We start from the raw sequence: 26,299 nt of genomic DNA, 5'->3' as shown, positions 1-26,299 counted from the left end.
AGAGTGCATGAACTTCGCCAGCGACAACTGGGCGGGCGTCAGCCCGAAGGTGGCGGCCGCGCTCACCGAGGCCGCCGCCGGGCTCGCCCCGGCCTACGGCACCGATGATCTGACGGCCAAGGCCACCGCAGCGCTCAGGGAGGTGTTCGAGACCGACCTCGACGTCTTCTTCGTGGCCACCGGAACCGCGGCCAACTCGCTGTCGCTCGCCGCCGTCTCCGGCCCCGGCGGCATCGGTTTCTGCCATGCCGATGCCCACATCGCCAACGACGAGGGCGGCGCGCCCGCCTTCCTCGGCCGCGGCCTGACGCTCGTCTCCATTCCGGGCGCCGACGGCAAGATCACCCCGGAGGCGCTGGCGGCCGTGCTCGGCCACTATCCCCAGGGCTCCTACCAGCGCGGCACGCCGCGCGTCGTCAGCCTGTCGCAGGTCACCGAGGCCGGGACCGTCTACACGCCCGAGGAGATCGCCGCGCTCGGCTACGCCGCCCACGGGCGGAAGATGGCCGTCCACATGGATGGCGCGCGCTTCGCCAACGCCGTCGCCCACCTGGGCGTCAGCCCGGCGAAGATCACCTGGGAGGCCGGCGTCGACGTCCTCTCACTGGGTCTGACCAAGACCGGCGCCTGGTGCTGCGAGGCGATCGTCGTCTTCGACGCGGCGAAGGCGCCCGAGGTCGAGGCCCATCGCAAGCAGGCCGGCCACCTGTTCTCCAAGAGCCGCTTCGTCGCCGCCCAGATGCTGGCGATGCTGGACGGCGGCCACTGGCTGGAGCTCGCCGGCGCGGCCAATGCCGCCGCCGCCCGGCTCGCCGCCGGCATCGAGGCCTCGCCGAAGGCCCGCCTCGCCTGGCCATGCCAGTCCAACGAGGTGTTCGCCCACATGGAGACCGAGACCCTCCAGCGGGTCCAGGAGGCCGGCGCCACCCTCTATCCCTGGCGGACCCGCGGGGCCACCGCCGACGAGGCGCCGCGCCCGGGCGAGACGCGGGTGCGGATGATCGCCAACTTCGCCACCACCGACGCCGAGGTCGACGCATTCCTTGCCGCCCTCGGAACCAGCGGCGCCTAGATCCATGAGCCCGGATTGGGATCTTCGCCACCGGTTCGACTTCCAGGGCCAGGCGGTCGCCTGGGACCGGTTCGGGGACGGCCGGCCGGTGGTGCTGGTCCACGGCACGCCGTTCTCGTCCTATGTCTGGCGCCGGATCGGCCGTGAACTGGCGCGCACATGCCAGGTCCATGTCTTCGACCTGCTGGGCTATGGCCAATCGGAAAAGCGGGCCGGTCAGGACGTCTCGCTCGGCGTGCAGAACCACGTGTTCGCCGCCCTCCTCGATCACTGGGGGCTGGACCGGCCCAGCGTCGTCGCCCACGACTTCGGCGGCGCGACGGTGCTCCGCGCGCATTTCCTGAACGGCCGCGACTACGAGACCCTGCTGCTGGTCGATCCGGTGGCGATCCGGCCGTGGGGATCGCCGTTCGTACAGCACGTCCGCCAGCACGAGGCGGCCTTTGCCGGCGTGCCGGACTACCTGCAGCGCGCGATCCTGGCCGCCTACATCCGCGGCGCGGTCAGCCGGACGATGGACGACGAGGCGCTCGCCCCGTATCTGGCGCCCTGGCTCGGGGAGACCGGGCAACCCGCCTTCTATCGCCAGATCGCCCAGATGGACATGGCCTACACCGACGCGGTCGAGGGGCGCTACGGCACGCTCCGCTGTCCCGTCCACCTGCTCTGGGGAGCCGAAGACGCCTGGATCCCGATCGAGACGGGCCGGCGCTTCGCCGCAATGCTTCCCGACTGCGAGCTGACCGAGGTCCCCGGCTCCGGCCACCTGATGCAGGAGGACGCCCCGGAGGCCATCGTCGCGGCAGCGCTGCGCCTCTTCGGCGCGGGCTGAGGCCGGCGGCCGCCCTCAGCGCGCATCCTCGAGGATCATTCCGGCACCCTTTTCGGCAATCATGATGGTCGGGGAGTTGGTGTTGGCCGACACGATCGTCGGCATGATCGAGGCGTCGACAACCCGCAGGCCGTCGACGCCGCGCACCTTCAGCCGCGCGTCGACCACCGCCATCGGGTCGTCGTCGGTGCCCATCTTGGCGGTGCCGACCGGGTGGAAGATCGTCGTGCCGAGATCGCCCGCAGCCTTCAGGAGGTCGGCGTCGCTCTCCACCTGCGGCCCCGGCAGATACTCTTCCGGTTGATAGGGAGCGAGCGCCGGCTGGCCGACTATCCGCCGCACCAGCTTCAGCGAGTCCACCGCCACCTGCCGGTCCGCCTCCGTCGACAGGTAACGCGGGCTGATCAGCGGCTTCGGCGTGCCGTCGTCGGCCCGGCCGAGGTGGATCGAGCCGCGGCTGGTCGGGCGCAGGTTGCAGACGCTGGCGGTGAAGGCATCGAACGGGTGCAGCCCGTCGCCCCACTTGTCCAGCGACAGCGGCTGGAAGTGGAACTCGACGTTCGGTGTCGCGTAGGCGTCGGAGGTGCGGGCGAAGGCGCCGAGCTGCGACGGCGCCATGGTCAGCGGCCCGGTGCGGCGCAGCGCGTACTCGACGCCCATCATCGCCCGGCGGAACAGGTTGGCGTACAGGCCGTTGAGGGTCGGAATGCCGCTGACCTGATAGACCGGTCGGATCTGCAGATGGTCCTGCAGGTTCTCGCCGACGCCGGGCAGCCCGCGCACGACGTCGATCCCGGCGGCCGACAGCCGCTCCGGATCGCCGAGCCCGGACGCCTCCAGGATCAGTGGAGAGCCGACCGACCCGCTGGACAGCACGATCTCGCCGGCAGCCGACGCCCGGATTTCCTCGCCGCCGCGATCGAATACCACGGCGCGGGCCCGGCCCTCCTCGATGATCAGCCGGTGGACATGCACATCGGTCTCCACCCGCAGGTTCGGACGCCCGAGCACCGGCTTCAGGAAGCCGCGCGCCGCGCTCCAGCGCCGGTCGGCCTTCTGGTTCACCTGGAAGTAAGACGAGCCCTCGTTGGTGCCGGTGTTGAAGTCGTCGACCTTGGGGATGCCGACGCCCTCGGCGGCGGTGCGGATCTCGTCGAGGATCTTCCAGCGCATGCGCGGATGTTCCACCCGCCATTCGCCGCCGCTGCCGTGGAACGGGCCCTCCCCGTCGATGTGGTCCTCGTGGCGGAGGAAGACCGGCAGCACGTCGTCCCAGCCCCAGCCGGTGAGCCCCATCTGCCGCCAGGCGTCGTAGTCGGCGGCCTGGCCGCGCAGATAGAGCATGGCGTTGATGGCCGAGGAGCCGCCCAGCACCTTGCCGCGCGGATAGGCGAGCGCGCGCCCGTTGAGGCCCGCCTCGGCCTCGGTGGTGAACATCCAGTCGGCGCGCGGATTGCCGATGGCGAACAGGTAGCCGACCGGGATGTGGAACCAGATCCAGTTGTCACGACCGCCGCGCTCCAGCAGCAGCACCTTGCGACGCGGGTCGGCCGACAGCCGGTTGGCGAGCACGCAGCCGGCCGAGCCGCCGCCGACGACGATGTAGTCGTAGTTCCCCAGGTCCTGCACCGGTCCCCCTCCCGCACGCCTTTTTTCGCTCCCTTCCCGAGGCGGCGGGAGACTCGACGACGTCTTCTTCCCTATCTGTGAATCGCGAAGCGGCTCCGGCGCAAGTCCGCCGGGGCATCATCAGGCAGGGATGGAGAGAGGATGGCAATCTTCGTGGTGAGCGTGGGCACCGGCGATGTCGACATTCCGGACCGCCCGCTCGATTTTCCCGGCGAGGCGGTGGCGCTCGGCCCGCGCCTGTTCGTGTGCACGACCGACGCCAGCCAGTCGCGGCTCTACCATGCGGTCAAGAAGCAGCTTCCCGACGGGACGCCGCTGTTCGTCGGCATGCTGTCGGAGCGTCCCAAGTTCATGGGCATGGCGGACGGCTCGACCAAAGCCGTCCGCGAGCTCTTCGGCAAGGGATAGGGTGACTGCCCCTCAGTCGGGCAGTGCGAGGTCAGACCAGATCGCGTCGGTCAGCCGCGTGAACGCCGGATCCTGGCGCATGGCGCGGGTGTGGCGAGGCCGCGGCAGATCGACCGTGTATTCCGCCACGATCGTCGCCGGCCGGGCGCTGAACACGACGACCCGGTCGGCCAGCGCCACCGCCTCCTCAATGTCGTGGGTGACGAACACGATCGAGCGCCGCTCCGCCTCCCAGACCCGCAGGAGCTCGAACCCCATGGCGATCTTGGTCTGGTAGTCGAGCGCCCCGAACGGCTCGTCCATCAGCATCAGCGACGGGCGATAGGCGAGCAGCCGCCCAAGCGACACGCGCTGCCGCATGCCGCCGGATAGCTGGCTCGGCCAGGCATTCTCGAAGCCCTCCAGCCGAAGGAGCTTGATCAGCCCGGCCACCTGCGCCGACCGCTCGGAGGCCGGCGTCCCGCCCAGCTCGGCTCCGACGCGGATGTTCTGCGCCACGGTCCGCCAGGGCAGCAAGGCGTCCTTCTGGAACATGAAGCCGACTTCCGCCGGCGTCTCGGTGACGTGGCGGCCGTTGACGATGACCTCGCCGCTCTGCGGTGCCAGGAGACCGCACATGGCCCGGAGGATGGTCGACTTGCCGGAGCCGCTCGGCCCCACCACGGCGACGAATTCGCCCTCGCCGACCGACATCGTGATGCCGTCGATGACCAGCAGCGGGTCGTCGTCCGGCCGCGGGAAGGAGATCCGGAGATCCCTCAGCCTGGCCGTCACGGCCGATGTGGCAGGTTCTGCGGTCACGGTGGATTCCCTCAGCGCCATTTGATCACCCGCCGCTCTGCGAACCCGATGATCTGGTTGGCGAGCATCGCCAGGATCATCAGCACGACCAGTCCGGTGAAGACCCCGGTGGTGTCGAGCTGGCCGCCCGAGCTCTCGACGTACCAGCCGAGGCCGCGGCTCGCGCCAATCAGTTCGCCGACGACGGCTCCGATCAGGGCCAGCCCCACGCCGATGCGGAACGAGGCGAGGATCCAGGGCACGACGGCCGGCAGCAGCACGCGGTAGACGAGATAGAAGCGGCCCGCGCGCATGGAGCGCATCAGGTCCAGATGGTCCTGGTCGATGGTGCGGATGCCCTCCATCACGTTCAGGAGGAAGATGAAGACGACCATGGTGAAGGCCATCATGATCTTGGAAAACAGGCCGATGCCGAACCAGAGGATGAAGAGCGGCGCCAGCGCCACGCGCGGCAGTCCGTAGAGTCCCATGATGACGGGATCGAACATGCTGGCGATCCGCGGCGCCCGGGCGAGCCCGATGCCGAGCGGGATGCCGATCACGGCGGCCAGCAGCAGGCCCAGGCCCGCTTCCTGCACCGTCGTGCTGGTGTGGATCCACAGCTCGCCGCTGACCGCGAGCTCCCAGATGCGCTCGGCGATCATGGTCGGCCGGCTGCACCAGAACGGATTCAGCAGCGTGCGGGACGCAAATTCCCAGAGCCCGAGCAGCACCACGATCACCGCGATCTGCTCCAGCGCCTTGCGACCGACCAGCAGCTTCCGTCCGTTCCCCTGGCGGACGAGCTGACGCTCGTCCGCATTTGCCGTGTCGGTCATGGTGCCGCTCACTTCGCGAAGTAGGTCGTCACGATGACGTCTTCGTAGGGCACGGCCTTGTAGCTCGGGTCGGAAGCCGCCAGCATTTCATTGAGGACCTGGTAGCTTTCCTCGCTCATGACGCCGTCCGGGGAGAGGTAGCCAGCCGCGACATCCTTGGCGACCTGGGCCACCAGCGCGTCGTCGAACTTCGGAAACATCTCCTTGATCGCCTGGTTCAGGACGGCGGGATCCTTCTGGATCATCGCCAATGCCTTCACGACGGCGCGGGTGACCTTCTCGGCCGTCTCCGGGTTCTTCTCCAGCCAGGAGTCGGTGACCACGAGGTCCTGGGCCGGATATTTCATCACCCGGAAGTCCTCGACGAGCTTGTACTTGCCGTCCTCGGCCAGGTTGACCTGGATGTCCGGCGTGGTGAACATGCCGGCAGCGATCGCCCCGGTCTCAAGAGCCGCCCGCATGGCACCGCCGCGGCCGATGGCGATCAGCTCGAAGTCCTTGTCCGCGTCGAAGCCCGCTTCCTTGATGGCATAGCGGATGGTGTTGTCGGTCAGGCTGCCGGCCGAGGTGATGCCGAGCTTCTGGCCGGTGAGGTCGGCAAACCCCTTGGCCGGAGAGTCGCCGTTCGCCATCAGCGCGTAGCTGTGCTGGCTGGCGAGCGCCACGAGGACGGCGCCGCCGAGGCCGCGCTGCTCGAGACGGGCGGCGTGGTCGGCCGCGCAGATGCAGATGTCGATGCTGCCGGCGGCCAGCGCCTGCACGGCGGGAGCGCCGCCCTTGAAGTCGATGCGCTCGTAGGTGAGGCCTTCTTCCTTGAAGAGCCCCTGCTGGTCGGCGACGACGATGGGCAGGGAGCCGGCGGAGTTCGCCGCGGCGCCGACCTTGAGCGCCGTTTCGGCGTGGGCCGGAAGCGCGCCCAGACCGATGACCGGAACGAGGGCGGCAAGAACAGTCAGACGTCGGAACACTGGAAGCATGGATTGTCCCCTTTCAGGAAAGCGTTTTGGTCCTGAGGCGATTCCACCGCTCTGCTTCTATCTCCAGGCGTTTCTTCGGTGGTCAGTACGAGGCGTGTCTGCATGCGTCATGACAGCAGTCAGGCCCCCGGCGGCTTGGCAGCGAATTCGGAGCCGCGCAGGCACATGCGGCCGCGCGGATCCTGCCAGAGCCGCTCCGTTTCGTGCAGGCGGCCCAGCGCCTTGGCGACGGTGACGAAGTCGTAGCTGGAGAACGCGTCGGCGATGTCGGTGTAGTAGCGCGGCTCGGCGCCGATCATCTCGGCGATCCGGTCGGCAAGCGCCTCCACGTCGGCCTCGTCGCCGGCCGTTCCGGGCGCGTCCGACTTGCCGCCGACGTAGTCGTCGATCTTGGCGGTGTCGGCATAGGCATAGGCGATCCGCTCGTACCGCTCCTTCGGAATGCCCTCCGAGATGGTCGCGTCGATGCCGACCTTCGCCGTTGTCGGCACCTGCCCCGGAGGCGTCGGCGGCAGGCTCGGATCGAGCGGCTTTCCGCGGGCGTGGGTGACGACCATGATGTCCTTGTCGCCCTGCACTCGGGTGGCAATCGCCCATTCCACGTCGACCGGGTTGAACACGTCGATGTCGTCGTCGACCACGACCACGTGCTTCAGGTCCATCACCGACAACGCGGCGAGCAGCGCGTTTTTGCCCTCTCCGGCCTGCTTCTTGATGGAGATGACGGCGTGCCAGAAGGCGCAGCCGCCGAGCGTGACGTTGATGTCCTTGACCTGGACGCCGGCGGTCTTGAGCGCCTGGCGGATGGCCGTGTAGCGCGTCGGCGCCGCCAGCCAGGTGTTCTCCCACGGCATGTGCAGCGCGTAGTAGACCGCGTCCTTGCGCATGCGGATGGCGTTGATGCGGACGATCGGGTTCCAGTGCAGGCCGCCCATCAGCCGCGTGAACTCGCCAAAGCGGCCCTCCGGATAGACCCAGCCGGTCGGCAGGATCTCCGCCTCGAGCACGATCTCGGAGTTGGCGATGTAGGGCACGTCTATGGTCGAGCACGGCGCCAAGTCCACCGGCCCGCCGCGCAGCCCGCCGGAAACCGACATCTCGTCCATGCCCAGCGGCGCGCGGAAGCCCGAGCCCATGATCTCGTACGGGTGATTGCCGATGGAAATGGAGATCGGGCAAGTCCGCCCCGCCTCGAACGCCCGCTGCGCGAACAGCCGCATGTTGTTCGGCGTGACGATGTCGATGCCGGTCAGGTTCTTCTGCTTGACGATGAACCGGTAGATTCCGGCGTTCAGGCCGTAGTCCGGGTCGCGGGCGATGGTGATGCCCGCCGTGATCATCGGGCCGCCGTCGTAGATCGAGCTCATCGGGATCGGCAGGCGGTAGAGGTCGACGTCGTCGCCGGTCAGCACCACCTCGTCGGTCGACGAGCCCTGGACGGAATGCGACTCGACCGGATGGTCGATCGCCTGCTTCAGCTTCGCCTCGATCTCGGGATAGGTGGTGCAGCCGAGCGACATGATCGCGCGCTTCTGCGTGCGGATGATGCCGGAGACCACCGGCTGATCGTAGCCTATGACGTTGTGGAAGAAGAGCGCCTTGTCCGACTGGTCGACGAGCGTCGCGATATGACGGATGTCGACCGGCTGTTCGAGATCGAGCATCTCGCCATCGGCCCGGAGCCGGTCGAGAAAGCCGCGAAAGGATTCCGTATCGTGCATGGGGGCGCCGCTTCCGCCGGGAGGCCACTCCGGTCACTTGAACCCAAGGATGCCGGGTTGAAACGGCGCGTCAGTCGCGGGTCAACCAAGCCTCGGCCTGATCAAAATCATTTCATAGCTAGCTATAACTGTCTAGGATATGTCCGTGCGCAAATGTTGAGCAATTGAGACTATCTTTTCCTCAGATCCCCCTCGAGGCGAAACGCTATTCCGCTCAGCGTCTCGCGCAGATCGGAGCATTGCGCGGCATCGAGGCCCTCGAAGGCGACGCGGTTCACGTCGAGCGCATTTTCCACCGCGATGGCCGCCAGCCGCCGTCCCATCGGCGTCAGGTGGTTGGTGGCCAGCCGGCCATTGTCCGACGTGGGCCGGCGCTCCACCAGCCCGTCGCGCTCCATCCGCTTCAGCGTGTTCGCCACCGTCGCCTGCTCGATCCGCACCGCCTCGCAGAGGTCGCGCTGGGTCGCGCCGTCGTGGCGCAGGAGCTCGAGCGCGATCGGATACTGTCCCGGCATCACCCCGCCGGCCCCGTTGCGCGCCTTCAGCGCCTGCGCCAGCAGCCGCGCGATCAGGTTGATCAGATAGCCGACCGTTTCCTGCTGCAGCGGTTGTGGCGCATCGACGTCGAGCGTGTCGTCGATGGCGCGCTCCGGCCCCTGGGTCTGCGGCATGAGTCCATTCCTCCTGTCGCCCGGGAGGGCGGGATGTCGGCTGCAAGACAGGCCCCAGGTCGTGGTCGCCCGGGGGCCTGCCTTCTCTGAGAGCCCTCTGGCTGATGGGCGGGGCCAGCCGTTGCGGCGGGCCCGGTCGGGCGAGTATACGGCAAGTCCGAATGCAAGCCCGGCGCCAGACGGCGGGGACGGCCTGTCGCAGGCCGTTGGAATCGGCTCCGTTTCACGATCCTGCACCCCCGCGGCCCGAAGCCGTCCTGGTCCGGGTCTTGGATCCCTTGCCCCCATCTGCTCGAATGGGTCCGATCATCGCCGGCCCTCCGGATCGGGGGCCAGCCAGCCCGAGGCAGCTCCCCATGACCACCGACCACAGGCTGGACGCTCCCGCCGTCGCGCGCAACAGGGACCCGATCCTGTCGGTCCTGCAGCGTGTGCTGCCCGAAGCGGGCCTGGTGCTGGAGATCGCCAGCGGGACCGGCCAGCACGTCGTCCATTTTGCCCGCGCGCTGCCCGCCCTCGACTGGCAGCCGAGCGAGCCCGACCCCGGCGGGCGCCGCTCGATCGCGGCCTGGGTCGCGGCCGAGGAGCTTGCCAACGTCCGGGCCCCGCTCGACATCGACGTCGTGGGCGGGCGCTGGCCGGTCGACGCGGCCGATGCGGTCGTCTGCATCAACATGATCCACATCGCGCCCTGGGCGGCGACGCCTGCGCTGATGCGCGGCGCCGGCCGGCTGCTGCCGGAATCCGGCCCGCTGGTGCTCTACGGTCCGTTCCGCCGCGACGGCCACGGCACGGCGCCCTCCAACGACCGCTTCGACGCCGATCTGAAGGCCCGCGATCCCGCCTGGGGCATCCGCGACCTGGCCTATGTGGCCGCGGAAGCGGACGCCGCCGGGCTTCGCCTCGACGAGGTCATCGAGATGCCGGCCAACAACCTGACGGTCGTGTTCCGCAAGGCGGCCGGCGCCTGACGCGCGTGCGCAGCCTGTGCGCAGCCCCAGTGCGCAGTCAAACCACGGCATTTAACCGGGACGGATCTGCGCATTCCTGCGCTTTTGGTGCGCTTTTTGGTGCGCACTGGACGGCGTGCGCACTGCGCGTTCGGCATCCCGGCGCCGAGCGCCCCGGCGAGAGCATGAGCACCGGACGGAGCCGCCGGCGGGCCGGCATCGATTGACGCCGACCGTGCGAGCTTTATTGTTTTCGGTCGCGCACCCGCAACCTCCTCATCCTCGGTGCGCGCCAACGCTCTGCACACAACGTTCTGGGGGTTTCATGTCTTTGCACTCGACATCGCTTCATGCGAGGCCGAGCACCCGGTCAGGCCCCCAAGACCGCTCAATCTCCCACGACGAAGCCCCCCGCCGGCACGGCCATGAGCCCGGCTGCGACGCCTGCTGCTGCGGCGGCGCGGCGTCGCTTGCCGTCGGCGCGAAGGTGACGGCCGACCTGTCGCGCCGGGCCCTGCTCGTCGGCGCCGCGGCGGCAAGCGTGGCGCCTTTCCTGGCCGCCCGGGCCGCGAAGGCCTTCACCCCGGAGCCGCGCGCGCCGGACCGGCCGCTGCTGCTGACCAACCTGCGCCTGTTCGACGGCCTCGACCGCGGCGTCCGCGAGGGCGTGTCGGTGCTGGTCGAGGGCAGCCGGATCGCCGGACTTCCGGACGTCGGCGACCGTATCGAGGGCGCCGAAGTCCTCGACTGCGGCGGCCGGCTGGTGATGCCGGGCCTGATCGACGCCCACTGGCACGCCATGCTGTGCGGCATCACCGAGCTGACCGCCATGACCTCGGACGCGGGCTACCTCTATCTGGTGGCGGGCCGCGAGGCCGAGCGGACCCTGATGCGCGGCTTCACCAGCGTCCGCGACGCCGGCGGCCCGAGCTTCGCGCTGAAGCGGGCGATCGACCAGGGCATCGTCCACGGCCCGCGCATCTACCCGTCCGGCGCGATGATCACCCAGACCTCCGGCCACGGCGACTTCCGCATGCGCCACGAGGTCCCCGCCGCCCTCGGCGACGTCAGCTACGGCGAGCGCGTCGGCATGTCGGCGATCGCCGACGGGCGCGCCGAGGTGCTCCGGCGGGTCCGCGAGCAGCTGATGCTGGGCGCCTCGCAGATCAAGCTGATGGCGGGCGGCGGGGTGACCTCCGCCTACGACCCCCTCGACACCACCCAGTACACCGCCGAGGAACTGCGGGCCGGCGTGGCGGCGGCGGGCGACTGGAACACCTACGTGATGGCGCACGTCTACACGCCGCGCGGCATCAAGCGGTCCGTCGAAGCGGGCGTGCAGTCGATCGAGCACGGCCAGCTGGCCGACGAGGAGGCCGTGCGGATGATGGCCGACGCCGGCGTCTGGTGGAGCCTCCAGCCGTTCCTGGCCGACGACGACGCCAACATCAAGTCGGGCCCGGATGCCCGCGCCAAGCAGCTCCAGGTCGCCGAGGGCACGGTCAACGCCTACCAGTTGGCGATCGCCCACGACGTGAAGACCGCCTGGGGCACCGACATCCTGTTCAGCCCGCTGAACCTGCCGAGCCAGGGACGGCAGCTGGCCAAGCTCACCCGCTTCTACGATCCGCTGCCGCTGCTCGCCATCGCCACCGCGAAGAACGGCGAGCTGCTGCGGCTGTCGGGTCCGCGCAACCCCTACGACGGCAAGCTCGGCGTCATCGAGCCCGGCGCCTTCGCCGACATCCTGGTCGCCGACGGCGACCCGACCCGCAGCCTCGATTTCCTCGGCGATCCGGAGACCAACCTCCGGCTCATCATGAAGGACGGAAAGATCTACAAGGACACCCGCGCATGATCCGCACCGTGACGCTGGGCCTGGCCCTGGCCGCCCTCGCCGCGCCCGCCGCCCACGCCGCGGACGGCTGGCGGTTCCAGCTGACGCCCTATGGCTGGGCGGCCGGCTCCGCCAGCGAGATCCAGCCGCGCGCCGGCGGGCCGAGGCTGGAAAGCGACATGACGTTCGGCGACATCCTCGACCGCCTCAACGGGGCGTTCTTCCTGACCGGCAGCGCCCGCTACGACCGGTTCGTGGTGATCGGCGACTTCACCTGGGTGTCGCTCTCCGACAGCGGCAGCATCACCGGCAAGCTGCCGGTTCCGGTCTCCGTCGACGGCGACCTCACGCAGACCTCCGAGTCGATCGCCGCCGGCTATTCCGTGGTCAGCCGGCCGGACCTCACCGTCGACGTGGTCGGCGGCGTCCGCGCCTGGCAGATCGACGCGTCGGTCTCGGCGGAGGCGCGGATCGCGCCCTACTACAGCCTCGGGGCCTCGGCCAGCCGCTCCCTCTCCTGGGTCGATCCGATCGTCGGCTTGCGGATGCGCGCGGCGCTGTCGCCGAAGTGGTCGATCACCGGCTACGGCGACGTCGGCGGCTACGACGACCGCACGACGTGGCAGTTGCTGGGGACGGTCAACTACCGGATATCGGACAGGTTTTCGATCTCCGCCGGCTACCGCCAGATGTCGATCGAGTACGAGGACAGCGAGACGAGCCTCGACGTCGACATGGGCGGCCCGCTCGTCGGGGCGACACTGCGATTCTAGCCTCGGGGTCGGGCGGAAGCCCGGTCCCGGCCTTCCCGACTGCCTTCCGGCGGCGCCGGCCGGCGCCAGCCATCCAGCAGGACAAGGATCCCTGCGCACGTCTTCCCCACCCGCTTCCCTCCATCTCCGGTCGAGTGAGCCACCATGTGCACCTCCCTCCTCTACAGTGACCAGAGCGGCCAGGTCTATTTCGGCCGGACGCTCGAGCTGACGGTCGACCTGCCCTATCAGCTCGTCTTCTTTCCGAAGGGACATGCGTTCTCGTCGGAGGTGACCGGCCATCCGGCCCTGGCGTTTGCCTGCGAGCACGCCTTCCTGGCGGTCGCCATGCCCGGACGGGTGCCGACCGCCGACGCGCCGATGGGCCTCGGCGACCTGAAGGTGCTGGAGGGCCTGAACACGGAAGGCCTCACCTTCAGCGTGCTCTCCTACCCGGCGGCCGGCGGCACGCGGAAGCCGGTCGAGATGACCCGCGCCGTTCTCTCGGCCTCCGACCTCGGCGCCTGGGCGCTCGGCACGTTTTCCCGGGTCGCCGACCTGAAGGCGGCGCTCGCCGACCAGCCGGTGGTGCTGGAGGCGCTGGCCATCCTCGGCGGGGTGGAATCGCCCTTCCACTACGTCGTCCACGACGCCGGCGGCGCGTCGATCGTCATCGAGTTCCACCGCGGCGAGATGACCGTCTACGACAACCCGGTGGGCGTGATGACCAACGGCCCGCAGTTCGACTGGCACCTGACCAACCTCGACAACTACACGCACCTGACCAACGTCGACCGCTCGTCGGCGACGTTCGGCGCCTACAAGGCCGTGCAGCCGGATTCCGGCATCGCCACGGCGGCGCTGCCGGCCTCCAACACCTCCGTCGGGCGGTTCGTGCGGGCGGCGTACTATGCCCACTTCACCGAGAAGGCGGCGACGCCGGATCTCGCCGTGCAGACCCTCGCCCACATCATGAACAACTTCGACCGGCCGCGCGGCGCGACCATCGACTACCCCGAGGACGGCGGCGGACACATGGAAGTCGCCGGTCTCGCCCAGGACGGGGCGACGGACTACGCGACGGAGTTCACCGCCTGGACCAGCCTGTCGGACCTGGCACGCGGCCGCTTCTACGTCCGGGACTACCGGAGCCTGAACTTCGTGCGCTTCGACCTCGCCGATCTGGCCGCCACCCCGGCACCGCGGGTGCTGTCGCTGAAGAGCGCCGCCGAGGCGACCCTGGCCGCGTCGGACCTGCAGCCGGCGACGCGACCGGCCTGACCAGCCGCAGCCCCCATTCCCACAGCCGAGGAGAGAACGTCATGGCCACCGGCCGCCCCACCCTTCAGCCAGACGGCACGATCGACGAGACCTACGGCGCGGGGGACCTGCTGCTCGCCCTGCCGAAGGCCGGCTTTCCGCAAGCCGAGCGCGATCCCCGCCGGGTCTACTCGGCGGTGCGCGACGAACTGATGCTCGACGGCAACGCCCGGCAGAACCTGGCGACCTTCTGCCAGACCTGGGAAGAGCCGGAAGTCCATCAGCTGATGGACGACTGCATCGACAAGAACATGATCGACAAGGACGAGTACCCCCAGACGGCCGAGCTCGAGGCCCGCTGCGTCCGCATGCTCGCCGACCTGTGGAACGCGCCGCAGCCGGAGCAGGGCGTGGGCTGTTCGACCACCGGTTCCAGCGAGGCGGCGATGCTGGGCGGCCTGGCGATGAAGCGGCGCTGGGAGGCGCGCCGCAGGGCGGAGGGCAAGCCCACCGACAAGCCGAACCTGGTGACCGGCCCGGTGCAGATTTGCTGGCACAAGTTCACCCGCTACTGGGACATCGAGCACCGCGAGATCCCGATGGAGGACGGCCGCCTGCTGATGACCCCGGAGGAGGTGCTGAGCCGCTGCGACGAGAACACCATCGGCGTGGTGCCGACGCTGGGCGTCACCTTCACCGGCGAGTACGAGCCGGTGAAGGCGGTCAGCGACGCGCTCGACGACCTGCAGGCCCGGACCGGCCTCGACATCCCCCTCCACGTCGACGGCGCCAGCGGCGGCTTCCTGGCGCCGTTCTGCGCGCCGCAGGTGGAATGGGACTTCCGCCTGCCGCGCGTGCGCTCGATCAACGCCTCGGGCCACAAGTTCGGGCTGGCGCCGCTGGGCGTCGGCTGGGTGCTGTGGCGCGAGGACGCGGATCTGCCCGACGAGATGGTGTTCTGGGTGAACTATCTCGGCGGCAACATGCGCGACATCGCGCTGAACTTCTCGCGCCCCGGCGGGCAGATCGTCTGCCAGTACTACAACTTCCTGCGGCTGGGCCGGGACGGCTACCGCAAGGTGCACGACGCCTGCTACGTCAGCGCGGCCTACCTCGCCGACGCGATCGCCAAGATGGGGCCCTTCGACATCGTGTTCGACGGCAACCCGGCCGACGGCATCCCGGCGGTTTCCTGGAAGCTGAAGGAGGGCGTCGACCCGGGCTTCACCCTGTTCGACCTGGCGGACCGGCTCCGGGTCCGCGGCTGGCAGGTGCCCGCCTACACGCTGCCCGCCAACCGCCAGGACCAGGCGATCCAGCGCATTCTCGTGCGCAACGGGGTGAGCTACGACCTCTGCTCGCTGCTCGTCGACCACATCAACGCGGCGCTCGAGCACTTCAAGGACCACCCGATCCAGGAATCGATGTCCAAGCACGAGGCGTCGGGCTTCCATCATTGACGCGGCCCATGCAGGATCGAACGGCGCCTGCGCCCGGCGGCCCCGACGCGGCCGACCACCGGGCGCAGCCCATCCATCAATCGGGTCCCTGGCCGTTCGTCACCCAGCGCCGCTACCGGCACGGCGGGCGGCTGCGGATCTGGCGGGCACGCCAGCACCGCAAGGGGCTCGCGCACGAAGCGCGCGGCCTCGATCCGGCGCGCGCGCCGGTCTGGCAGACCGCGCGCTACAACTGGCTGACCGGCCTGGTGTTCGCGGTCGGGGCCTTCCTGTTCATGACCGGCTGCGGGCTGACGCTCGTCAATCAGCTGTGGGGCGTTCCGGCCCTGATGCCGATCAACATCGTGTTCTTTCTCGGGTCGATCCCGTTCACGACGGCGGGCTACCTGCAGCATTTCCAGGCCGCCAACGCCGGGCCGTTCGGCCCCGAGCGGCCGGCGACCGATGCCCGGCCCGGCCGGATCGCGCTGATCGGCTGGCATCCGGAGAGCCCGGGCTGGCTCAGCACCCTCAGCCAGTTCGCAGGCACCATCGCCTTCAACTTCAACACGTTCGACGCGATCATCGCGCCGTCGACGTGGCTGATGCAGGATCTCGCCATCTGGGTGCCGGGAATGATCGGCTCGATCCTGTTTCTCGTGTCCGGCTATCTTGCCTTCATCGAGGCGGGGCATGCCTACTGGAGCTGGCGCCCGCGGGAACTCGCCTGGTGGATCGTCTTCGTCAATCTCGTCGGGTGCATTGCCTTCATGACGGCCTCGATCCTAGCCTACGTTCCCAGCCGGTCGGAGCCGGGCTGGATTCCGGTCGTCAGCAATGCGCATTTGTGGTTCGGAGCGCTGTGCTTCTTCGTCGGCGCCCTCCTGCTCATGCGCGAGAGCCGCACTGCCGCGGGCGGATGAGTGAAGTCGGTGAAAGTCGTGGCCGTGTCCCCTCCCGAATTGCCCACCGGCGCTGACGGCCGCGACAGGCGACGCCGGCTCCTCCCGCCGGCGGGCCGGATCAGTGCGCCCGGCGCGGCGCTGCTGGCCGTTCCGTTCGGCGGCTGCGCGCCGACGCCGGCGCCGGCGATCCCGTTCATCGGGGCGTACTTCCCCTCCTGGCTGCTGTGCACGCTCGCCGGCGTGGTGATCGCCATCGTGGTGCGGGTGGTGTTCGTGCGGATCGGGCTCGACGACGTGCTGCCGGCCCGGCTGCTCGTCTATCTGGGGGTGGCGACGGTGGCGGGCCTTGTCATGTCCACCCTGGTCTTCGGGCGGTGACGGGATGAGCGGCGGGCACATCCACGCGTCGCGCGTCGGCGGCGCCCTCGTCGCGGTGGTCATCGTGGTGGCGGCGGCGATCCTCGGCTGGAACCATCTGCGCACCGCCCGCCTCAACCCGCTCTCCCAGGAAGCGGTGCTGACCGCCAACGTCGTCCACATCGCCGCGACGGTGTCCGGGCGGATCGCCGAGCTGCCGGTCAGCGAGAACGCCGCCGTCCGCACGGGCGACGTCCTGTTGCGCATCGACCCCGCCCCCTATCAGCTGGCGGTGGAGCAGGCGGCGGGCGACCTGGCGATCGCCGAGGCCGCCCTGTCCGACCGCCGCCGGGAGATCGAGGCGGAGAAGCGCAACGCCGAGATCGCCACCGGGCAGGTGGACCGCGCCGAAGAGAACCTCGCCTATGCCACCGCGACCCTCGACCGGCTGCTGCCGCTGGCGCCGAAGGGCTACGTCAGCGCCCAGGAGGTGGACACCGCGGCCACCGCCAGGCGCGACGCCCAGATCAGCCTGCGCGAGGCCCAGCGCCAGGCGGAAGCGGCGGACGCCCTGGTCGGCAACCCCGCGGCGGCCCAGGCCCTCGTGCAGGCGCGCGAAGCGGCACTCGCCATCGCCGAGCACGAACTGGAGGCGACCGTGGTGCGGGCGCCGCACGACGGACGGGTGGCCGGCCTGACGGTGGGCACCGGCGAGTTCGTGCTGCCGGGCGAAGCGGTGTTCACCCTGATCGACACCTCGGCCTGGTACGCCAGCGCCAACTTCGTCGAGACCGAGCTCGGCCGCATCCAGGCCGGCAGCTGCGCCACCGTGCACGCGCTCGCCGACCGCAGCGTGGCGATCCGCGGCCGCGTCGAGAGCGCCGGCTGGGGCGTCACCACCGAGCAGACCATCACCCTCCCGAGCGGGCTGCCGATCGTGCCGCGCTCGCTGGACTGGGTGCGCGTGGCACAGCGGTTCCCGGTGCGGATCCGGCTGCTGGATCCGCCGCCCGCGCTGATGCGCATGGGCGGCTCGGCAACCGCGACGGTGCACGATGACACCGATTGCTGAAGCCACCTGGCCGGCGATCTTCGATCGCGCCGTGCGGGATCTCGGGCCCTTCCCGGGGCGCTTCGCGATGGCCTGGCGCATCGCCCTGCTGTGCGCCTTGGTGACGGCGACGGCGATGCTCTACAAGATCCCGGAGGCGGCGATCAGCTGCTATCTGGTGATCTTCCTGATGCGGCCGGACGCCAGCGAGACGATCGGCCAGGCGGTCGGCCTGATCGGGCTGGCGACGGTGATCGTCGCGGTGATGTCGCCGCTGATGACGGCGACCATGGAGTCCGCCTTCCTGCGCCTCCTGGTGATGGCGGCCGCCTCGTTCGTCACGCTCTATCTGAGCTCGGCCACCTCGCTCGGCGAGACCGGCGCGATCATCGGCCTGGTGATCGCCTTCATCATGACCCTGTCGAGCGACGTGCCGGCCGGCATCGTCGCCTCCGAAGGGCTGAAGTACGCCTGGGAGATGGCGGTGATGCCGATGGTGCTGATGATCGGCTTCTGCCTCGCCCTCGGGCGCGGCCCGCACAGCCTCGCCGCCGAGCGCATCGGCGACCGCCTGGCCGCCGTGGCGCAGGCCCTGGAGGACGGGCGCGGCGGGGACGGGCACAACCGGGACGGGCGCGGCGCCGAAGCCGTGGACGCGCTGCTCGCCGAGGGCAACGACGACCTGGCCAAGAAGGTGCAGACGGCGCGCCTCCTGCACCTGGTGCCGGCCGAGCGGACGCGCTGGCTGGCCGGGGCGGTGGAGACGAGCTACCGGCTGCTGGTGGCGGCCGCCGCGCTGCCGCGCGAGGCGACGATGGCGCGCACCCGGCTTGCCGCGGCGTGCCGGGCGGCCGCAGCTGAGCTGGGCGCCCGACAGCGGCCGTCCGCGCCGTCGCGCGCCGAATCCCCCGGTTCGCCGGCCGAGGCGGTGGCGTGGCGGGCGCTGGACGGGCTCGCCGCCCCGGACGGCGGCGCCGATCCCAGGCCGAAAAAGCCGCCGTTCCTGGCGGCCGACGCCTTCACCAACCCCGATCACCAGCGCTACGCCCTGAAGACCACGGCGGCGGCGATGATCTGCTACCTGATCTACACCGGCATCGGCTGGGACGGCATCCACACGGCGATGATCACCTGCTACGTGGCGGCGCTGGGGACGACCGGCGAGACGGTCCACAAGCTGGCGCTGCGGATCGCCGGGTGCCTGGTCGGCGCGGCGATGGGGGTGGCCGCCATCGTCTTCGTGGTCCCCGAGCTGCAGTCGATCGGCGGGCTGATGGCGCTGGTCTTCGCCGGCATCCTGGTGGCCGGCTGGGTGGCGGCGGGCAGCGAGCGCATCGCCTATGCCGGCGTGCAGGTCGGCCTCGCCTTCCTGCTGACGGTGCTCAACGGCTTCGGCCCGAGCACCGACATGAGCAACGCCGGCGACCGCATCGCCGGCATCCTGCTCGGCAACGTCATCGTCTACGTGATCTTCACCGGGATCTGGCCGCGCAGCGCCGTCGCGGCGGTGCGCGACCGGCTGGTCGAGGCGCTGGGCGCGCTGGCGCGGGCGGCGGCGGCGCCGCCGCCGTCGCGGCGGGACCGCAGCGACGACGTGGCCGCCGCCGCGGTGGCGCTCGGGCGGGCCCGGGAAGGGCTGTTCCTGCTGCCGTTCGAGCCGCGCGGCCAGCAGCCGCAGGACGACGAGGTGCGCCGGCTGGCGGCGCTGATCGCCGCGGCGGAGGCGCTGGCGCCGGAGATCTACCTGTCCACCGCGGATCTTGCGGCGGCCTCGGAAAGACTTGCCGCCGCGGCCGATGCCCTTCACGGTGCCCGGCCGTGGCGCCAGCACGCACCGGAGCCGCCGCGCGCCCGCGACGGGATCGGTGGTCAGGTGGCGCGCATCGAAGACCTGGTCGTGGGCTGAATGACGCCGGAACGCCGCCGCCCCCCTGAAGAGCGCATCGCCCGATGCGGCGTCGTCGCGGCGCTGGCGCTGGCGGTTGGGCTCGCGGGCTGCGCGGACAACGCGCTGAAGCTGGCGCCGAAGTCGCCGTCCGAGCCGTGGACGCCGTCGGCGAACGCCGGCTCCGCGCTGCTGCCGGAGGGCGAGACGACGCCCGCGGCGCCGGGCCCCGCCGACTTCGCGGCGCCGGCCAACCCGGCCGCCGCCAGGCTCGCCCCGCCGCCGCAGCTGGTGGCCGGCGAGACCTACGAGCTGCCGCAGCTCATCGACATCGCGGCGCGCAACACGCCGTCGACGCGCCTCGCCTGGGAGGAGGCGCGGCAGGCGGCGCTGGCCGTCGGCATGACCGAGGCGACGTTCCTGCCGACGATCACCGCCACCGTCATCGGCGGCGCGCAGCGGGTGCGCACGCCGCTTCCCGACAACATCACCGGCATCGATTCCTTCACCACCACCGTCGACGGCGTCGTCCCGGCGGTGCTGCTGGAGTGGCTGGTGTTCGACTTCGGCCAGCGCCGCGCCAACGCGGAAGCCGCGCGGCACACCTCGTTCGCGGCCAACGTCGCCTTCACCGGCGCGCACCAGCAGGTGATCTACGCCGTCACCGTCGCCTACTACCGCTACGGCGCCACGCGCGCCCAGGAACGCGCCGCGCGGCAGGCGCTCGCCAACAGCCGGCTGATCCAGGACGCCGCCGACGGGCGCATGGACCGCGGCATCGGCACCAGCGTCGAGGTGGCCCAGGCGCGCCAGCAGGTGGCCCAGTCGAAGCTGCGCCTGGTGGAGGCCGAGGGCGCCCGGCGCGACGCCTACCAGGGGCTGCTGGCGGCGATGGGCATCTCGCCGATGACCGACATGCGGATCGGCGACGTCGCCGGGCGCCGGCTGCCGCGCTCGGTCGGCGCGCCGACCGAAGAGGTCATCGAGGCCGCCCTGGCCCGGCGCCCCGACGTGCTCGCCGCCTATTCGCGGCTGAAGGCCTCCGAGGCCGGCATCCGCGCGTCTGAGGCGGAGTTCCTGCCGAAGGTCTATCTGAGCGGCATCGCCGCCAGCGACCGCACCAGCTTCTCCGTCAGTGGACTGCCGGGGGTGGGCCAGCAGTCGACCTCGGCCGGCGTGCTGGTCGGCGTCGCCGTCCCGATCTATTCGGGCGGGCTGCGCAAGGCCCAGCTGGAACAGGCGAAGTCGCTGTCGCAGAGCGCCCGGCAAACGTTCACCCAGACGCAGGATGCGGCCGCCCGCGAGATCGTCGTGGCCGGCGACACCCTGCGCACCGCGCTGGCCGCCCAGGCGGCGGCAAGCGAGCTGGTCGCCGCCGCCGACGTCACCTACGACGCGGCGCTGCAGTCCTACCGCAGCGGCGTCGGCACCATCACCGACGCGACGGCGGCCGACACCGGCCTGCTCGACGCCCGCCAGGCCCAGGCCGACGCCCACGCCGCGGCGCTGGCGGCCGCCGCCACGCTGGCGTTCTCGCTGGGCACAATGACCTCAAACGACGCCCCGGCCCGGACCACCCGCTGAGACGGCATGGTTGGCCCGAAACGGCTCAGAGGAGCAGGCCGGGCAGCCACAGGGTCAGGCCGGGGAACCGGAACAGCAGCGTCATCACCACGACCTCGGCGAGGAGGAACCAGCTGACGCCGCGAAAGATCGTGGTGAGCCCGATCTCGGGCGGCGCGACGGACTTGGCGGCGAACACGTTGAGGCCCACCGGCGGCGTGACGAGGCCGATCTCGATGAACTTCACGATGATGATCCCCATCCAGATCAGGTCGAAGCCAGCGCGCCCGGCAGCGAGACCAGCTGTCCTCCGAGAATGGTGGTGAACGACACCGCGCCGTCGGTCGCCTCGGTGATCGCCTTCAGCAGCGGCAGCACGCCGGCGCGGTTCGCCGACGAGCGCTCGGGCACCCCCGATCCGTAGGTGAAGGTTTCCGCAGACGCGCCCGTCGCGAGCAAGGCCAGCGCGAGCGCCGTCGCGGTCCCGGCAGCAAAACCCGGCATGATTGTCCCCCTCCATGTCCGATCGCCGCGGCCCCTCTTCGCTCGCGACACGGGGAGGACAATGCGTCGCGGCGTTCCCGGTCAGTCGCGGCGCGGGCGCGGTTTCAGCCAGAGATAGAGCAGCAGCGCCGCCACCAGCAGGCTCGCCGCGCTCACCGGACGGGTCACGAAGACGGTGAAATCCATCCGGCTGACCGTCAGCGCGTTGCGCAGGTTCTGCTCCAGGATCGGCCCCAGGACGATCCCCAGCACCGCCGGCGCGGTGGGAAAGTCGAACCGCATCATCAGATAGCCGAGGGCGCCGAAGATCAGCACCAGGCGCACGTCGAAGGCGTTGTTGTGGAGCGAGAACGCGCCGGCCGCCGCCATCAGGCAGATCGTCGGCACCAGCACGCCCGGCGGGATGCTCAGCAGCCGCGCCGCCAGCCGGCGTCCCCACAGGCCGAGACCGACCATGAAGACGTTCGACAGGAACAGCAGCAGCAGGATCGAGACGAACAGCGCGCCGTTCTGGGCGATCAGGAACGGCCCGGTGTGGACGCCCTGGATCATCAGGGCCCCGATGAGCACGGCGGTCACCGGATCGCCGGGAATGCCGAGCGTCAGCAGCGGCACCAGCGCGCCGCCGGTCACCGCGTTGTTGGAGACCTCGCAGGCGATCACGCCCTTGACCTCGCCGCGGCCGAACTTGTCGCCGGGCTTTGCCGTGCGCAGCGCATCGGAGTAGCTGACCCACGAGGCGATCGCCGGTCCGGTGCCCGGCAGCACGCCGATCAGGCTGCCGATGACGGCCGACTTGAAGGCAAGCCACTTGTTGCGCCAGATGTCCTTCACCACCGACCATTGGGAGGCCGGCGTCTGGGTGGGCAGGATCTGCGCATCCCCCACGCCGGTCTTCGACAGCAGCAGCATCTGGCCGATGGCGAACAGGCCGATCAGCGCGCTGATCGTCGGCACCCCGCCCATCAGGTTCGGCTCGCCGAACATGAAGCGGCCGACGCCGCTGACCGGGTCGAGCCCGACGGTGGAGACGAGCACGCCGATCAGCGCGGCGGCGAGGCCCTTGGTCAGCGAGCCCTGGGAGATTCCGGCGACGCAGACGAGCCCCACGAGGGCGAACGAGAAATACTCCACCGAGGTGAACGACAGCGCCACCTTGGCCAGCATCGGCGCGATGGTGGCCAGCAGCAGCAGCGAGAACAGCCCGCCGACGAACGAGCACATCACCGCCACCGACAGCGCCCGGTCGCCTTCGCCGGCCCGCGCCATCTGGTAGCCGTCGAGCGCGGTGGCCGCAGCGCTCGGCGTGCCCGGCGTGTTGATGAGGATCGCCGGGATGGAGCCGGCGAAATAGCCCGAGCAGTAGATGCCGAGCAGCAGCGCCATCGAGGTGGTCGGGCCCATGGCGTAGGTGACGGGCAGGAACAGGGCGATGGCGGAGGGTGCCGTCAGCCCCGGGGCCGCGCCGAAGATCATGCCGATCACCGCGCCCAGGAAGACGAACAGGATCACCCACGGATCGGCCACCAGCCCGATCGCCTGGACGAAGTCGGCGGATCCGATCAGTTCCATGACGGCAGCACCACGCCGAAGCCTTCGGTGAAGGCAAGGTAGAGAACGGCGGTCAAGCCGGCCGGATAGAGGGCCAGCAGAAGCGGCCGCCGAATGCCGAAGGCGAGCAGAGTGCCAAGCGCCACGACGAACGCACCGACCCGGAAGTCGATCTGGGCGAACCACCAGAAATAGATGCCGAGCAGGACCGCGACGACCGCGAACCGGCGATCGACGAGAGCCGGCAGGGGCTTGCCGCCGACGGTCAGGCCGCGCGCCAGCAGGGCCACGCCGCACAGCGCGATCCCGGCGGCACAGACCAGGGGAAAGAAGTTCGGTGCCAGCGTCGCGCCGGCCGCACCGGAGCCCATGTCCACGGACATCCAGGCCACCGCACCGGCAAGGCCCAGCAGCACCGCGCCCGGTATCGTGTTGTCGTTCGTTATCGCCACAGCATCACCCTCCCTGCATGGACCGACAGGCGGGCGGGAGCCGAGCGCCTGCCCGGCCCCCGCTCTCCGTCACTTTTTCAGCAGGCCTAGTTCGTCGAGGATGGGCCGCATGCTGTCTTCCTCTTCCTGGATCTGGGCGCGCATGGCGTCCGGACCGAGAAAGGCGGGGTTGAAGTAGAATTCCTTCAGCCGCTCCTGGAAGGCGGGATCGGCGACCAGTTCCTCGATCGCACCGGCGAGGGTGTCGATCGCCTCCTGGGGCGTGCCGGCCGGCGCCACGAAGCCGAACCACTGGGAGCGCAGATAGTCGAAGCCCTGCTCCTTGTAGGTCGGCACGTTCGGCAGGTAGGGCCAGCGCTCCTCGGCGGCGAGGCCGAGCACGCGGATGTCGCCCTTGCCGTTCTCGTCGAACAGCGACGGGAAGTTGGACCCGCCGCCGGTGAGGAAATCGACCTCGCCGGAGAGCAGCTTCACCAGGCCCTCCTGGTTGGAGTTGGAGTTGACGAAGACCGCCTCGACGTCGTTCTCGGCCAGGAACACGGCCATCGCCAGGTGCGGGCCGGAGGCCACGCCGGAGCCCGAATAGGTGAGGTCCTCGGTCTTCATGGCGTCGACGAGATCGTTCAGCGTCTGGTAGTCGCTGTCGGCCCGCACCGCCACGCCCGACGGGATCTCGACGATCCGGGCGATGGTGGCGAGGCTCTCGGAGGTGTAGCCGGTGTCCGACATCATCGGGCGGGAGCCGAGGGTCGTGTCGGAGCCGATGCCGATGGTGTAGCCGTCGGCGCGGGCGCGCGCCAGGTTGGCGAGGCCGATGGCACCGCCGGCGCCCGGCTGGTTCACGATCACCACCGACTGGCCGAGCTTGTCCTCGAGCAGCGGGGCGATCATCCGCGCCACCTGGTCGGTCGCGCCGCCCTGGCCGAACGGCACGATCATCTGGACCGGCTTGGTGGGATAGTCCTGGGCGACGGCGCTGGCCGGCGCGGCGATGAGCCCGGCAAGCGCCACAGCGCCGGCGGACAGAAAGAGCTTCCTCGCAGTCATCGTGTTTTCCTCCTTTTGGATGTGGTCTTCGGGTCTTCCCGTCTCTTGCGGACGGTTCGGGCGCGGCCGCCGGCCCATCGGGCCGACGCGACCGCGGTGCCTGGTCGGATCTAGTCGGGCTCTCCCGTGTCGGGGTTGAAGCGGGTTTCCGGCTTCACGCCGGGGCGCTGCTGGTCGAGGCTGATCCGCCCGTTCTCCAGGTAGCCGCCGGAGGCCGCGCGCGCCGCCGCAGCGTCCCAGACCGCGTGCCACGCCCCCAGCGAGTAGCCGTGCCAGGGCGACTTGGGCGCCAGCTTGGGCAGCCCCAGCTCCTCCCAGATGCCCTGGGCGCGCTCCATGTATTCGCGGGCGGGCAGCGCCAGCGGCGGCATCGGCGATTTCATCGTCGCATCGACCAGCAGCGTGGAATCCTGCTCGCCCGCGTGCTCGCGCTTGGGGCCGTGCCCCTGGCCGCGGTGCGGCAGGGTCAGCATGTCGTTGACGGGATTGGCCCGGTAGGCCATCGCCCACAGGATGCCGTCCGGGCTGTCCACGTCGATGTCGTCGTTGACGGCGATGCAGATCTTGCCGCAGTCGCCCTTGAAGGACGCCGCGCCGTAGAGCGCCCGCCACACCTCGGTGGGCGGCGTGCCGGCCTCCACCGTCACCACGGTGACGCGCAGGAGGCCGGTGAGCGGCTCGTGCAGCGAGACCTTCTTGACGCCCTTGATGGCCATCTGGTCGCGCAGGTGATGCAGGAACAGCGGCTCGTAGGCGACGCGCTTGATGACGCTCGATTCGCTGGGCGCGACCTGGCTGATGTAGGAGGGAATGACCGCGTCGCGCCGCCGCGTCACCGCGGTCACGCGCATCGGCATGTTGTATTCCTCCAGCGCCACGTGGCCGTGGGATTCGCCGAACGGGCCCTCCGGCTCGACCTTGGTGGTGTCGATGTAGCCCTCGATCACCACCTCCGCCTCGGCCGGCACCAGGAGGTCGACGGTCTTCGCCCGCGCCACCCGGATCGGCGCCCCGGCGAGCCCGCCGGCGACGGTGAACTCGTCGACGCCGAGCGGCAGCTTCTGCGGGCCCATGAAGGCCACGTAGGGCGGGCAGCCGAGGACGATCGCCACCGGCATTTCCGTGTCGCCGCGCTTCTGGTGGCCGAGATAATGCTGGTAGCCGCCGGCGCCACCGACCCTGGTCGCCATGCGCACGACGAGGCGGTCCGGCGCCTTCAGCGCGCACCGGTAGGTGCCCATGTTCTGGACGCCGGTCTCCGGATCCCTGGTGATGACGTTGGTGGCGCTCAGCGTCGGCGCGCTGTCGAAGCCCGGCGTGGACACCGGGATCGGCAGGCAGTCGATGCCGTGCCCCTCCTCCGACAGGATGTCGCCGGTCTCGACGATCTCGTGGCAGGGCGCGTCGTCGACCTCCACCGGATCGATCGGACGGGCGATCGCCGCGTCCCACTTGGCCTGGATGGCGGAGAGGTCGCAGTCCATGCCGGTGGCGTAGACCGCGCGGTTGGCGGCCAGTCCGCCGACGATCACCGGGATGTCGTAGGCGCGGCCCTTGCCGTCGCGGACGTTGGTGAACAGGAAGGCCTTGCGCGCCTCCTCCGGCAGCCCGCCGACGAACTGCCAGCGCACCAGCGGATGCATCTCCGCGTCCTTGTCGATCGGGCGGTCGACGCGCACCAGCAGGTCGCGACGCTCCAGCTCGGCGATGTGGTCGTGAAGGTCGCGATAGCCTGCGGCGGCGGCGGTGCTCATGGGCGATCCCCGTTCTGGCGTCAGGTCCCGATGCGGGGGCTCCCGCATGCGTGGCGTGGCGGG

25 protein-coding genes are annotated in these 26,299 nt (G+C 70.3%); 13 read left to right on the top strand and 12 right to left on the bottom strand.

Annotated features, from left to right (window positions below; translation table 11 throughout):
• Positions 1 to 7 precede the first annotated feature (7 nt).
• Both ACSSVZ_RS07250 and ACSSVZ_RS07245 read left to right on the top strand, forming a co-directional pair.
• Positions 8 to 1,072, top strand: coding sequence for a threonine aldolase family protein (locus tag ACSSVZ_RS07250; RefSeq protein WP_453969122.1), 1,065 nt, complete (start codon positions 8 to 10; stop codon positions 1,070 to 1,072).
• A gap of 4 nt (positions 1,073 to 1,076) precedes the next feature.
• Positions 1,077 to 1,904, top strand: coding sequence for an alpha/beta fold hydrolase (locus ACSSVZ_RS07245; RefSeq protein WP_453969121.1), 828 nt, complete (start codon positions 1,077 to 1,079; stop codon positions 1,902 to 1,904).
• Positions 1,905 to 1,919: 15 nt separating this feature from the next.
• Here ACSSVZ_RS07245 and ACSSVZ_RS07240 read toward each other — a convergent pair whose 3' ends face one another.
• Entirely contained in the window at positions 1,920 to 3,533 is a 1,614-nt protein-coding gene (locus tag ACSSVZ_RS07240; RefSeq protein WP_453969120.1) for a GMC family oxidoreductase, read from the bottom strand.
• A 141-nt stretch (positions 3,534 to 3,674) separates the two neighbouring features.
• On the opposite strand from ACSSVZ_RS07240, the gene ACSSVZ_RS07235 reads away from it, so the two are divergent.
• Complete coding sequence (locus ACSSVZ_RS07235) at positions 3,675 to 3,941, top strand: hypothetical protein (protein ID WP_453969119.1); 267 nt, start codon at positions 3,675 to 3,677, stop codon at positions 3,939 to 3,941.
• 12 nt (positions 3,942 to 3,953) lie between these two features.
• On the opposite strand, the gene ACSSVZ_RS07230 is transcribed toward ACSSVZ_RS07235, so the two are convergent.
• The 5 genes from ACSSVZ_RS07230 to ACSSVZ_RS07210 form a co-directional block, all read right to left on the bottom strand.
• A complete protein-coding gene (locus tag ACSSVZ_RS07230) occupies positions 3,954 to 4,742 on the bottom strand; it encodes an ABC transporter ATP-binding protein (protein ID WP_453969118.1) in 789 nt (262 codons plus the stop codon).
• 11 nt (positions 4,743 to 4,753) lie between these two features.
• Positions 4,754 to 5,560, bottom strand: coding sequence for an ABC transporter permease (locus ACSSVZ_RS07225; protein WP_453969117.1), 807 nt, complete (start codon positions 5,558 to 5,560; stop codon positions 4,754 to 4,756).
• 8 nt (positions 5,561 to 5,568) lie between these two features.
• Positions 5,569 to 6,537 (bottom strand): ABC transporter substrate-binding protein, encoded by a 969-nt coding sequence (locus tag ACSSVZ_RS07220; RefSeq protein ID WP_453969116.1) that lies wholly within the window; start codon positions 6,535 to 6,537, stop codon positions 5,569 to 5,571.
• 119 nt (positions 6,538 to 6,656) lie between these two features.
• Positions 6,657 to 8,258, bottom strand: a complete 1,602-nt coding sequence (locus ACSSVZ_RS07215; protein ID WP_453969115.1) for a UbiD family decarboxylase — start codon at positions 8,256 to 8,258, stop codon at positions 6,657 to 6,659.
• A gap of 170 nt (positions 8,259 to 8,428) precedes the next feature.
• Positions 8,429 to 8,929, bottom strand: coding sequence for a MarR family winged helix-turn-helix transcriptional regulator (locus tag ACSSVZ_RS07210; protein WP_453969114.1), 501 nt, complete (start codon positions 8,927 to 8,929; stop codon positions 8,429 to 8,431).
• A 356-nt stretch (positions 8,930 to 9,285) separates the two neighbouring features.
• Between ACSSVZ_RS07210 and ACSSVZ_RS07205 the strand changes: the two genes are divergently transcribed.
• The 10 genes from ACSSVZ_RS07205 to ACSSVZ_RS07160 all read left to right on the top strand — a co-directional run bounded on the left by ACSSVZ_RS07205 (position 9,286) and on the right by ACSSVZ_RS07160 (position 20,949).
• Positions 9,286 to 9,900 (top strand): DUF938 domain-containing protein, encoded by a 615-nt coding sequence (locus ACSSVZ_RS07205; RefSeq protein ID WP_453969113.1) that lies wholly within the window; start codon positions 9,286 to 9,288, stop codon positions 9,898 to 9,900.
• Between the two features lie 466 nt (positions 9,901 to 10,366).
• Positions 10,367 to 11,737: an amidohydrolase family protein gene (locus ACSSVZ_RS07200; RefSeq protein WP_453969112.1), complete on the top strand. Its 1,371-nt coding sequence runs from the start codon at positions 10,367 to 10,369 to the stop codon at positions 11,735 to 11,737.
• Positions 11,734 to 12,489 carry a hypothetical protein gene (locus ACSSVZ_RS07195; RefSeq protein WP_453969111.1) on the top strand — a complete coding sequence of 252 codons (756 nt, stop codon included), beginning with the start codon at positions 11,734 to 11,736 and terminating at the stop codon, positions 12,487 to 12,489. Before ACSSVZ_RS07200 ends, ACSSVZ_RS07195 begins: the two co-directional genes overlap by 4 nt.
• Positions 12,490 to 12,633: 144 nt before the next feature.
• Positions 12,634 to 13,749: a linear amide C-N hydrolase gene (locus ACSSVZ_RS07190; RefSeq protein WP_453969110.1), complete on the top strand. Its 1,116-nt coding sequence runs from the start codon at positions 12,634 to 12,636 to the stop codon at positions 13,747 to 13,749.
• A 41-nt stretch (positions 13,750 to 13,790) separates the two neighbouring features.
• Entirely contained in the window at positions 13,791 to 15,188 is a 1,398-nt protein-coding gene (locus ACSSVZ_RS07185) for a glutamate decarboxylase (protein ID WP_453969109.1), read from the top strand.
• A gap of 8 nt (positions 15,189 to 15,196) precedes the next feature.
• Positions 15,197 to 16,090 (top strand): hypothetical protein, encoded by an 894-nt coding sequence (locus tag ACSSVZ_RS07180; RefSeq protein ID WP_453969108.1) that lies wholly within the window; start codon positions 15,197 to 15,199, stop codon positions 16,088 to 16,090.
• A gap of 9 nt (positions 16,091 to 16,099) precedes the next feature.
• Entirely contained in the window at positions 16,100 to 16,450 is a 351-nt protein-coding gene (locus ACSSVZ_RS07175) for a YtcA family lipoprotein (protein WP_453969107.1), read from the top strand.
• Between the two features lie 4 nt (positions 16,451 to 16,454).
• Positions 16,455 to 17,501, top strand: a complete 1,047-nt coding sequence (gene mdtN, locus ACSSVZ_RS07170) for a multidrug transporter subunit MdtN (RefSeq protein WP_453969106.1) — start codon at positions 16,455 to 16,457, stop codon at positions 17,499 to 17,501.
• Positions 17,485 to 19,386, top strand: a complete 1,902-nt coding sequence (locus ACSSVZ_RS07165) for an FUSC family protein (RefSeq protein ID WP_453969104.1) — start codon at positions 17,485 to 17,487, stop codon at positions 19,384 to 19,386. Before mdtN ends, ACSSVZ_RS07165 begins: the two co-directional genes overlap by 17 nt.
• On the top strand, positions 19,387 to 20,949 hold the full coding sequence (locus ACSSVZ_RS07160; RefSeq protein ID WP_453969103.1) for a TolC family protein: 1,563 nt from the start codon (positions 19,387 to 19,389) through the stop codon (positions 20,947 to 20,949).
• A 25-nt stretch (positions 20,950 to 20,974) separates the two neighbouring features.
• On the opposite strand, the gene ACSSVZ_RS07155 is transcribed toward ACSSVZ_RS07160, so the two are convergent.
• The 6 genes from ACSSVZ_RS07155 to ACSSVZ_RS07130 form a co-directional block, all read right to left on the bottom strand.
• On the bottom strand, positions 20,975 to 21,190 hold the full coding sequence (locus ACSSVZ_RS07155; protein ID WP_453969102.1) for a TRAP transporter large permease subunit: 216 nt from the start codon (positions 21,188 to 21,190) through the stop codon (positions 20,975 to 20,977).
• Positions 21,191 to 21,195: 5 nt separating this feature from the next.
• Positions 21,196 to 21,432, bottom strand: coding sequence for a hypothetical protein (locus ACSSVZ_RS07150; protein WP_453969101.1), 237 nt, complete (start codon positions 21,430 to 21,432; stop codon positions 21,196 to 21,198).
• Positions 21,433 to 21,513: 81 nt separating this feature from the next.
• Entirely contained in the window at positions 21,514 to 23,004 is a 1,491-nt protein-coding gene (locus tag ACSSVZ_RS07145; RefSeq protein ID WP_453969100.1) for a tripartite tricarboxylate transporter permease, read from the bottom strand.
• Positions 22,995 to 23,435 carry a tripartite tricarboxylate transporter TctB family protein gene (locus ACSSVZ_RS07140; protein WP_453969099.1) on the bottom strand — a complete coding sequence of 147 codons (441 nt, stop codon included), beginning with the start codon at positions 23,433 to 23,435 and terminating at the stop codon, positions 22,995 to 22,997. Before ACSSVZ_RS07140 ends, ACSSVZ_RS07145 begins: the two co-directional genes overlap by 10 nt.
• A 69-nt stretch (positions 23,436 to 23,504) precedes the next feature.
• Positions 23,505 to 24,482, bottom strand: a complete 978-nt coding sequence (locus tag ACSSVZ_RS07135) for a Bug family tripartite tricarboxylate transporter substrate binding protein (RefSeq protein ID WP_453969098.1) — start codon at positions 24,480 to 24,482, stop codon at positions 23,505 to 23,507.
• A gap of 110 nt (positions 24,483 to 24,592) precedes the next feature.
• Positions 24,593 to 26,236 carry a UbiD family decarboxylase gene (locus tag ACSSVZ_RS07130; RefSeq protein ID WP_453969097.1) on the bottom strand — a complete coding sequence of 548 codons (1,644 nt, stop codon included), beginning with the start codon at positions 26,234 to 26,236 and terminating at the stop codon, positions 24,593 to 24,595.
• Positions 26,237 to 26,299: the final 63 nt, after the last annotated feature.

The organism is Amorphus sp. MBR-141 (genome assembly GCF_053628695.1).
The sequence above is the reverse complement of the archived record's forward strand: the minus strand, read 5'-3'. Positions and strand labels throughout refer to the sequence as shown.

Excerpts from the sequence above, each read along its gene's own strand:
- ACSSVZ_RS07220 (WP_453969116.1), bottom strand. The coding sequence starts at position 6,537 with ATGCTTCCAGTGTTCCGACGTCTGACTGTTCTTGCCGCCCTCGTTCCG.
- ACSSVZ_RS07235 (WP_453969119.1), top strand. The coding sequence starts at position 3,675 with ATGGCAATCTTCGTGGTGAGCGTGGGCACCGGCGATGTCGACATTCCG.
- ACSSVZ_RS07185 (WP_453969109.1), top strand. The coding sequence starts at position 13,791 with ATGGCCACCGGCCGCCCCACCCTTCAGCCAGACGGCACGATCGACGAG.
- ACSSVZ_RS07160 (WP_453969103.1), top strand. The coding sequence starts at position 19,387 with ATGACGCCGGAACGCCGCCGCCCCCCTGAAGAGCGCATCGCCCGATGC.
- ACSSVZ_RS07155 (WP_453969102.1), bottom strand. The coding sequence starts at position 21,190 with ATGGGGATCATCATCGTGAAGTTCATCGAGATCGGCCTCGTCACGCCG.
- ACSSVZ_RS07180 (WP_453969108.1), top strand. The coding sequence starts at position 15,197 with ATGCAGGATCGAACGGCGCCTGCGCCCGGCGGCCCCGACGCGGCCGAC.
- ACSSVZ_RS07130 (WP_453969097.1), bottom strand. The coding sequence starts at position 26,236 with ATGAGCACCGCCGCCGCCGCAGGCTATCGCGACCTTCACGACCACATC.
- ACSSVZ_RS07195 (WP_453969111.1), top strand. The coding sequence starts at position 11,734 with ATGATCCGCACCGTGACGCTGGGCCTGGCCCTGGCCGCCCTCGCCGCG.
- ACSSVZ_RS07145 (WP_453969100.1), bottom strand. The coding sequence starts at position 23,004 with ATGGAACTGATCGGATCCGCCGACTTCGTCCAGGCGATCGGGCTGGTG.
- ACSSVZ_RS07215 (WP_453969115.1), bottom strand. The coding sequence starts at position 8,258 with ATGCACGATACGGAATCCTTTCGCGGCTTTCTCGACCGGCTCCGGGCC.
- ACSSVZ_RS07245 (WP_453969121.1), top strand. The coding sequence starts at position 1,077 with ATGAGCCCGGATTGGGATCTTCGCCACCGGTTCGACTTCCAGGGCCAG.
- ACSSVZ_RS07150 (WP_453969101.1), bottom strand. The coding sequence starts at position 21,432 with ATGCCGGGTTTTGCTGCCGGGACCGCGACGGCGCTCGCGCTGGCCTTG.
- ACSSVZ_RS07210 (WP_453969114.1), bottom strand. The coding sequence starts at position 8,929 with ATGCCGCAGACCCAGGGGCCGGAGCGCGCCATCGACGACACGCTCGAC.
- ACSSVZ_RS07190 (WP_453969110.1), top strand. The coding sequence starts at position 12,634 with ATGTGCACCTCCCTCCTCTACAGTGACCAGAGCGGCCAGGTCTATTTC.
- ACSSVZ_RS07165 (WP_453969104.1), top strand. The coding sequence starts at position 17,485 with ATGACACCGATTGCTGAAGCCACCTGGCCGGCGATCTTCGATCGCGCC.
- ACSSVZ_RS07250 (WP_453969122.1), top strand. The coding sequence starts at position 8 with ATGAACTTCGCCAGCGACAACTGGGCGGGCGTCAGCCCGAAGGTGGCG.
- ACSSVZ_RS07225 (WP_453969117.1), bottom strand. The coding sequence starts at position 5,560 with ATGACCGACACGGCAAATGCGGACGAGCGTCAGCTCGTCCGCCAGGGG.
- ACSSVZ_RS07205 (WP_453969113.1), top strand. The coding sequence starts at position 9,286 with ATGACCACCGACCACAGGCTGGACGCTCCCGCCGTCGCGCGCAACAGG.
- ACSSVZ_RS07135 (WP_453969098.1), bottom strand. The coding sequence starts at position 24,482 with ATGACTGCGAGGAAGCTCTTTCTGTCCGCCGGCGCTGTGGCGCTTGCC.
- mdtN (WP_453969106.1), top strand. The coding sequence starts at position 16,455 with ATGAGCGGCGGGCACATCCACGCGTCGCGCGTCGGCGGCGCCCTCGTC.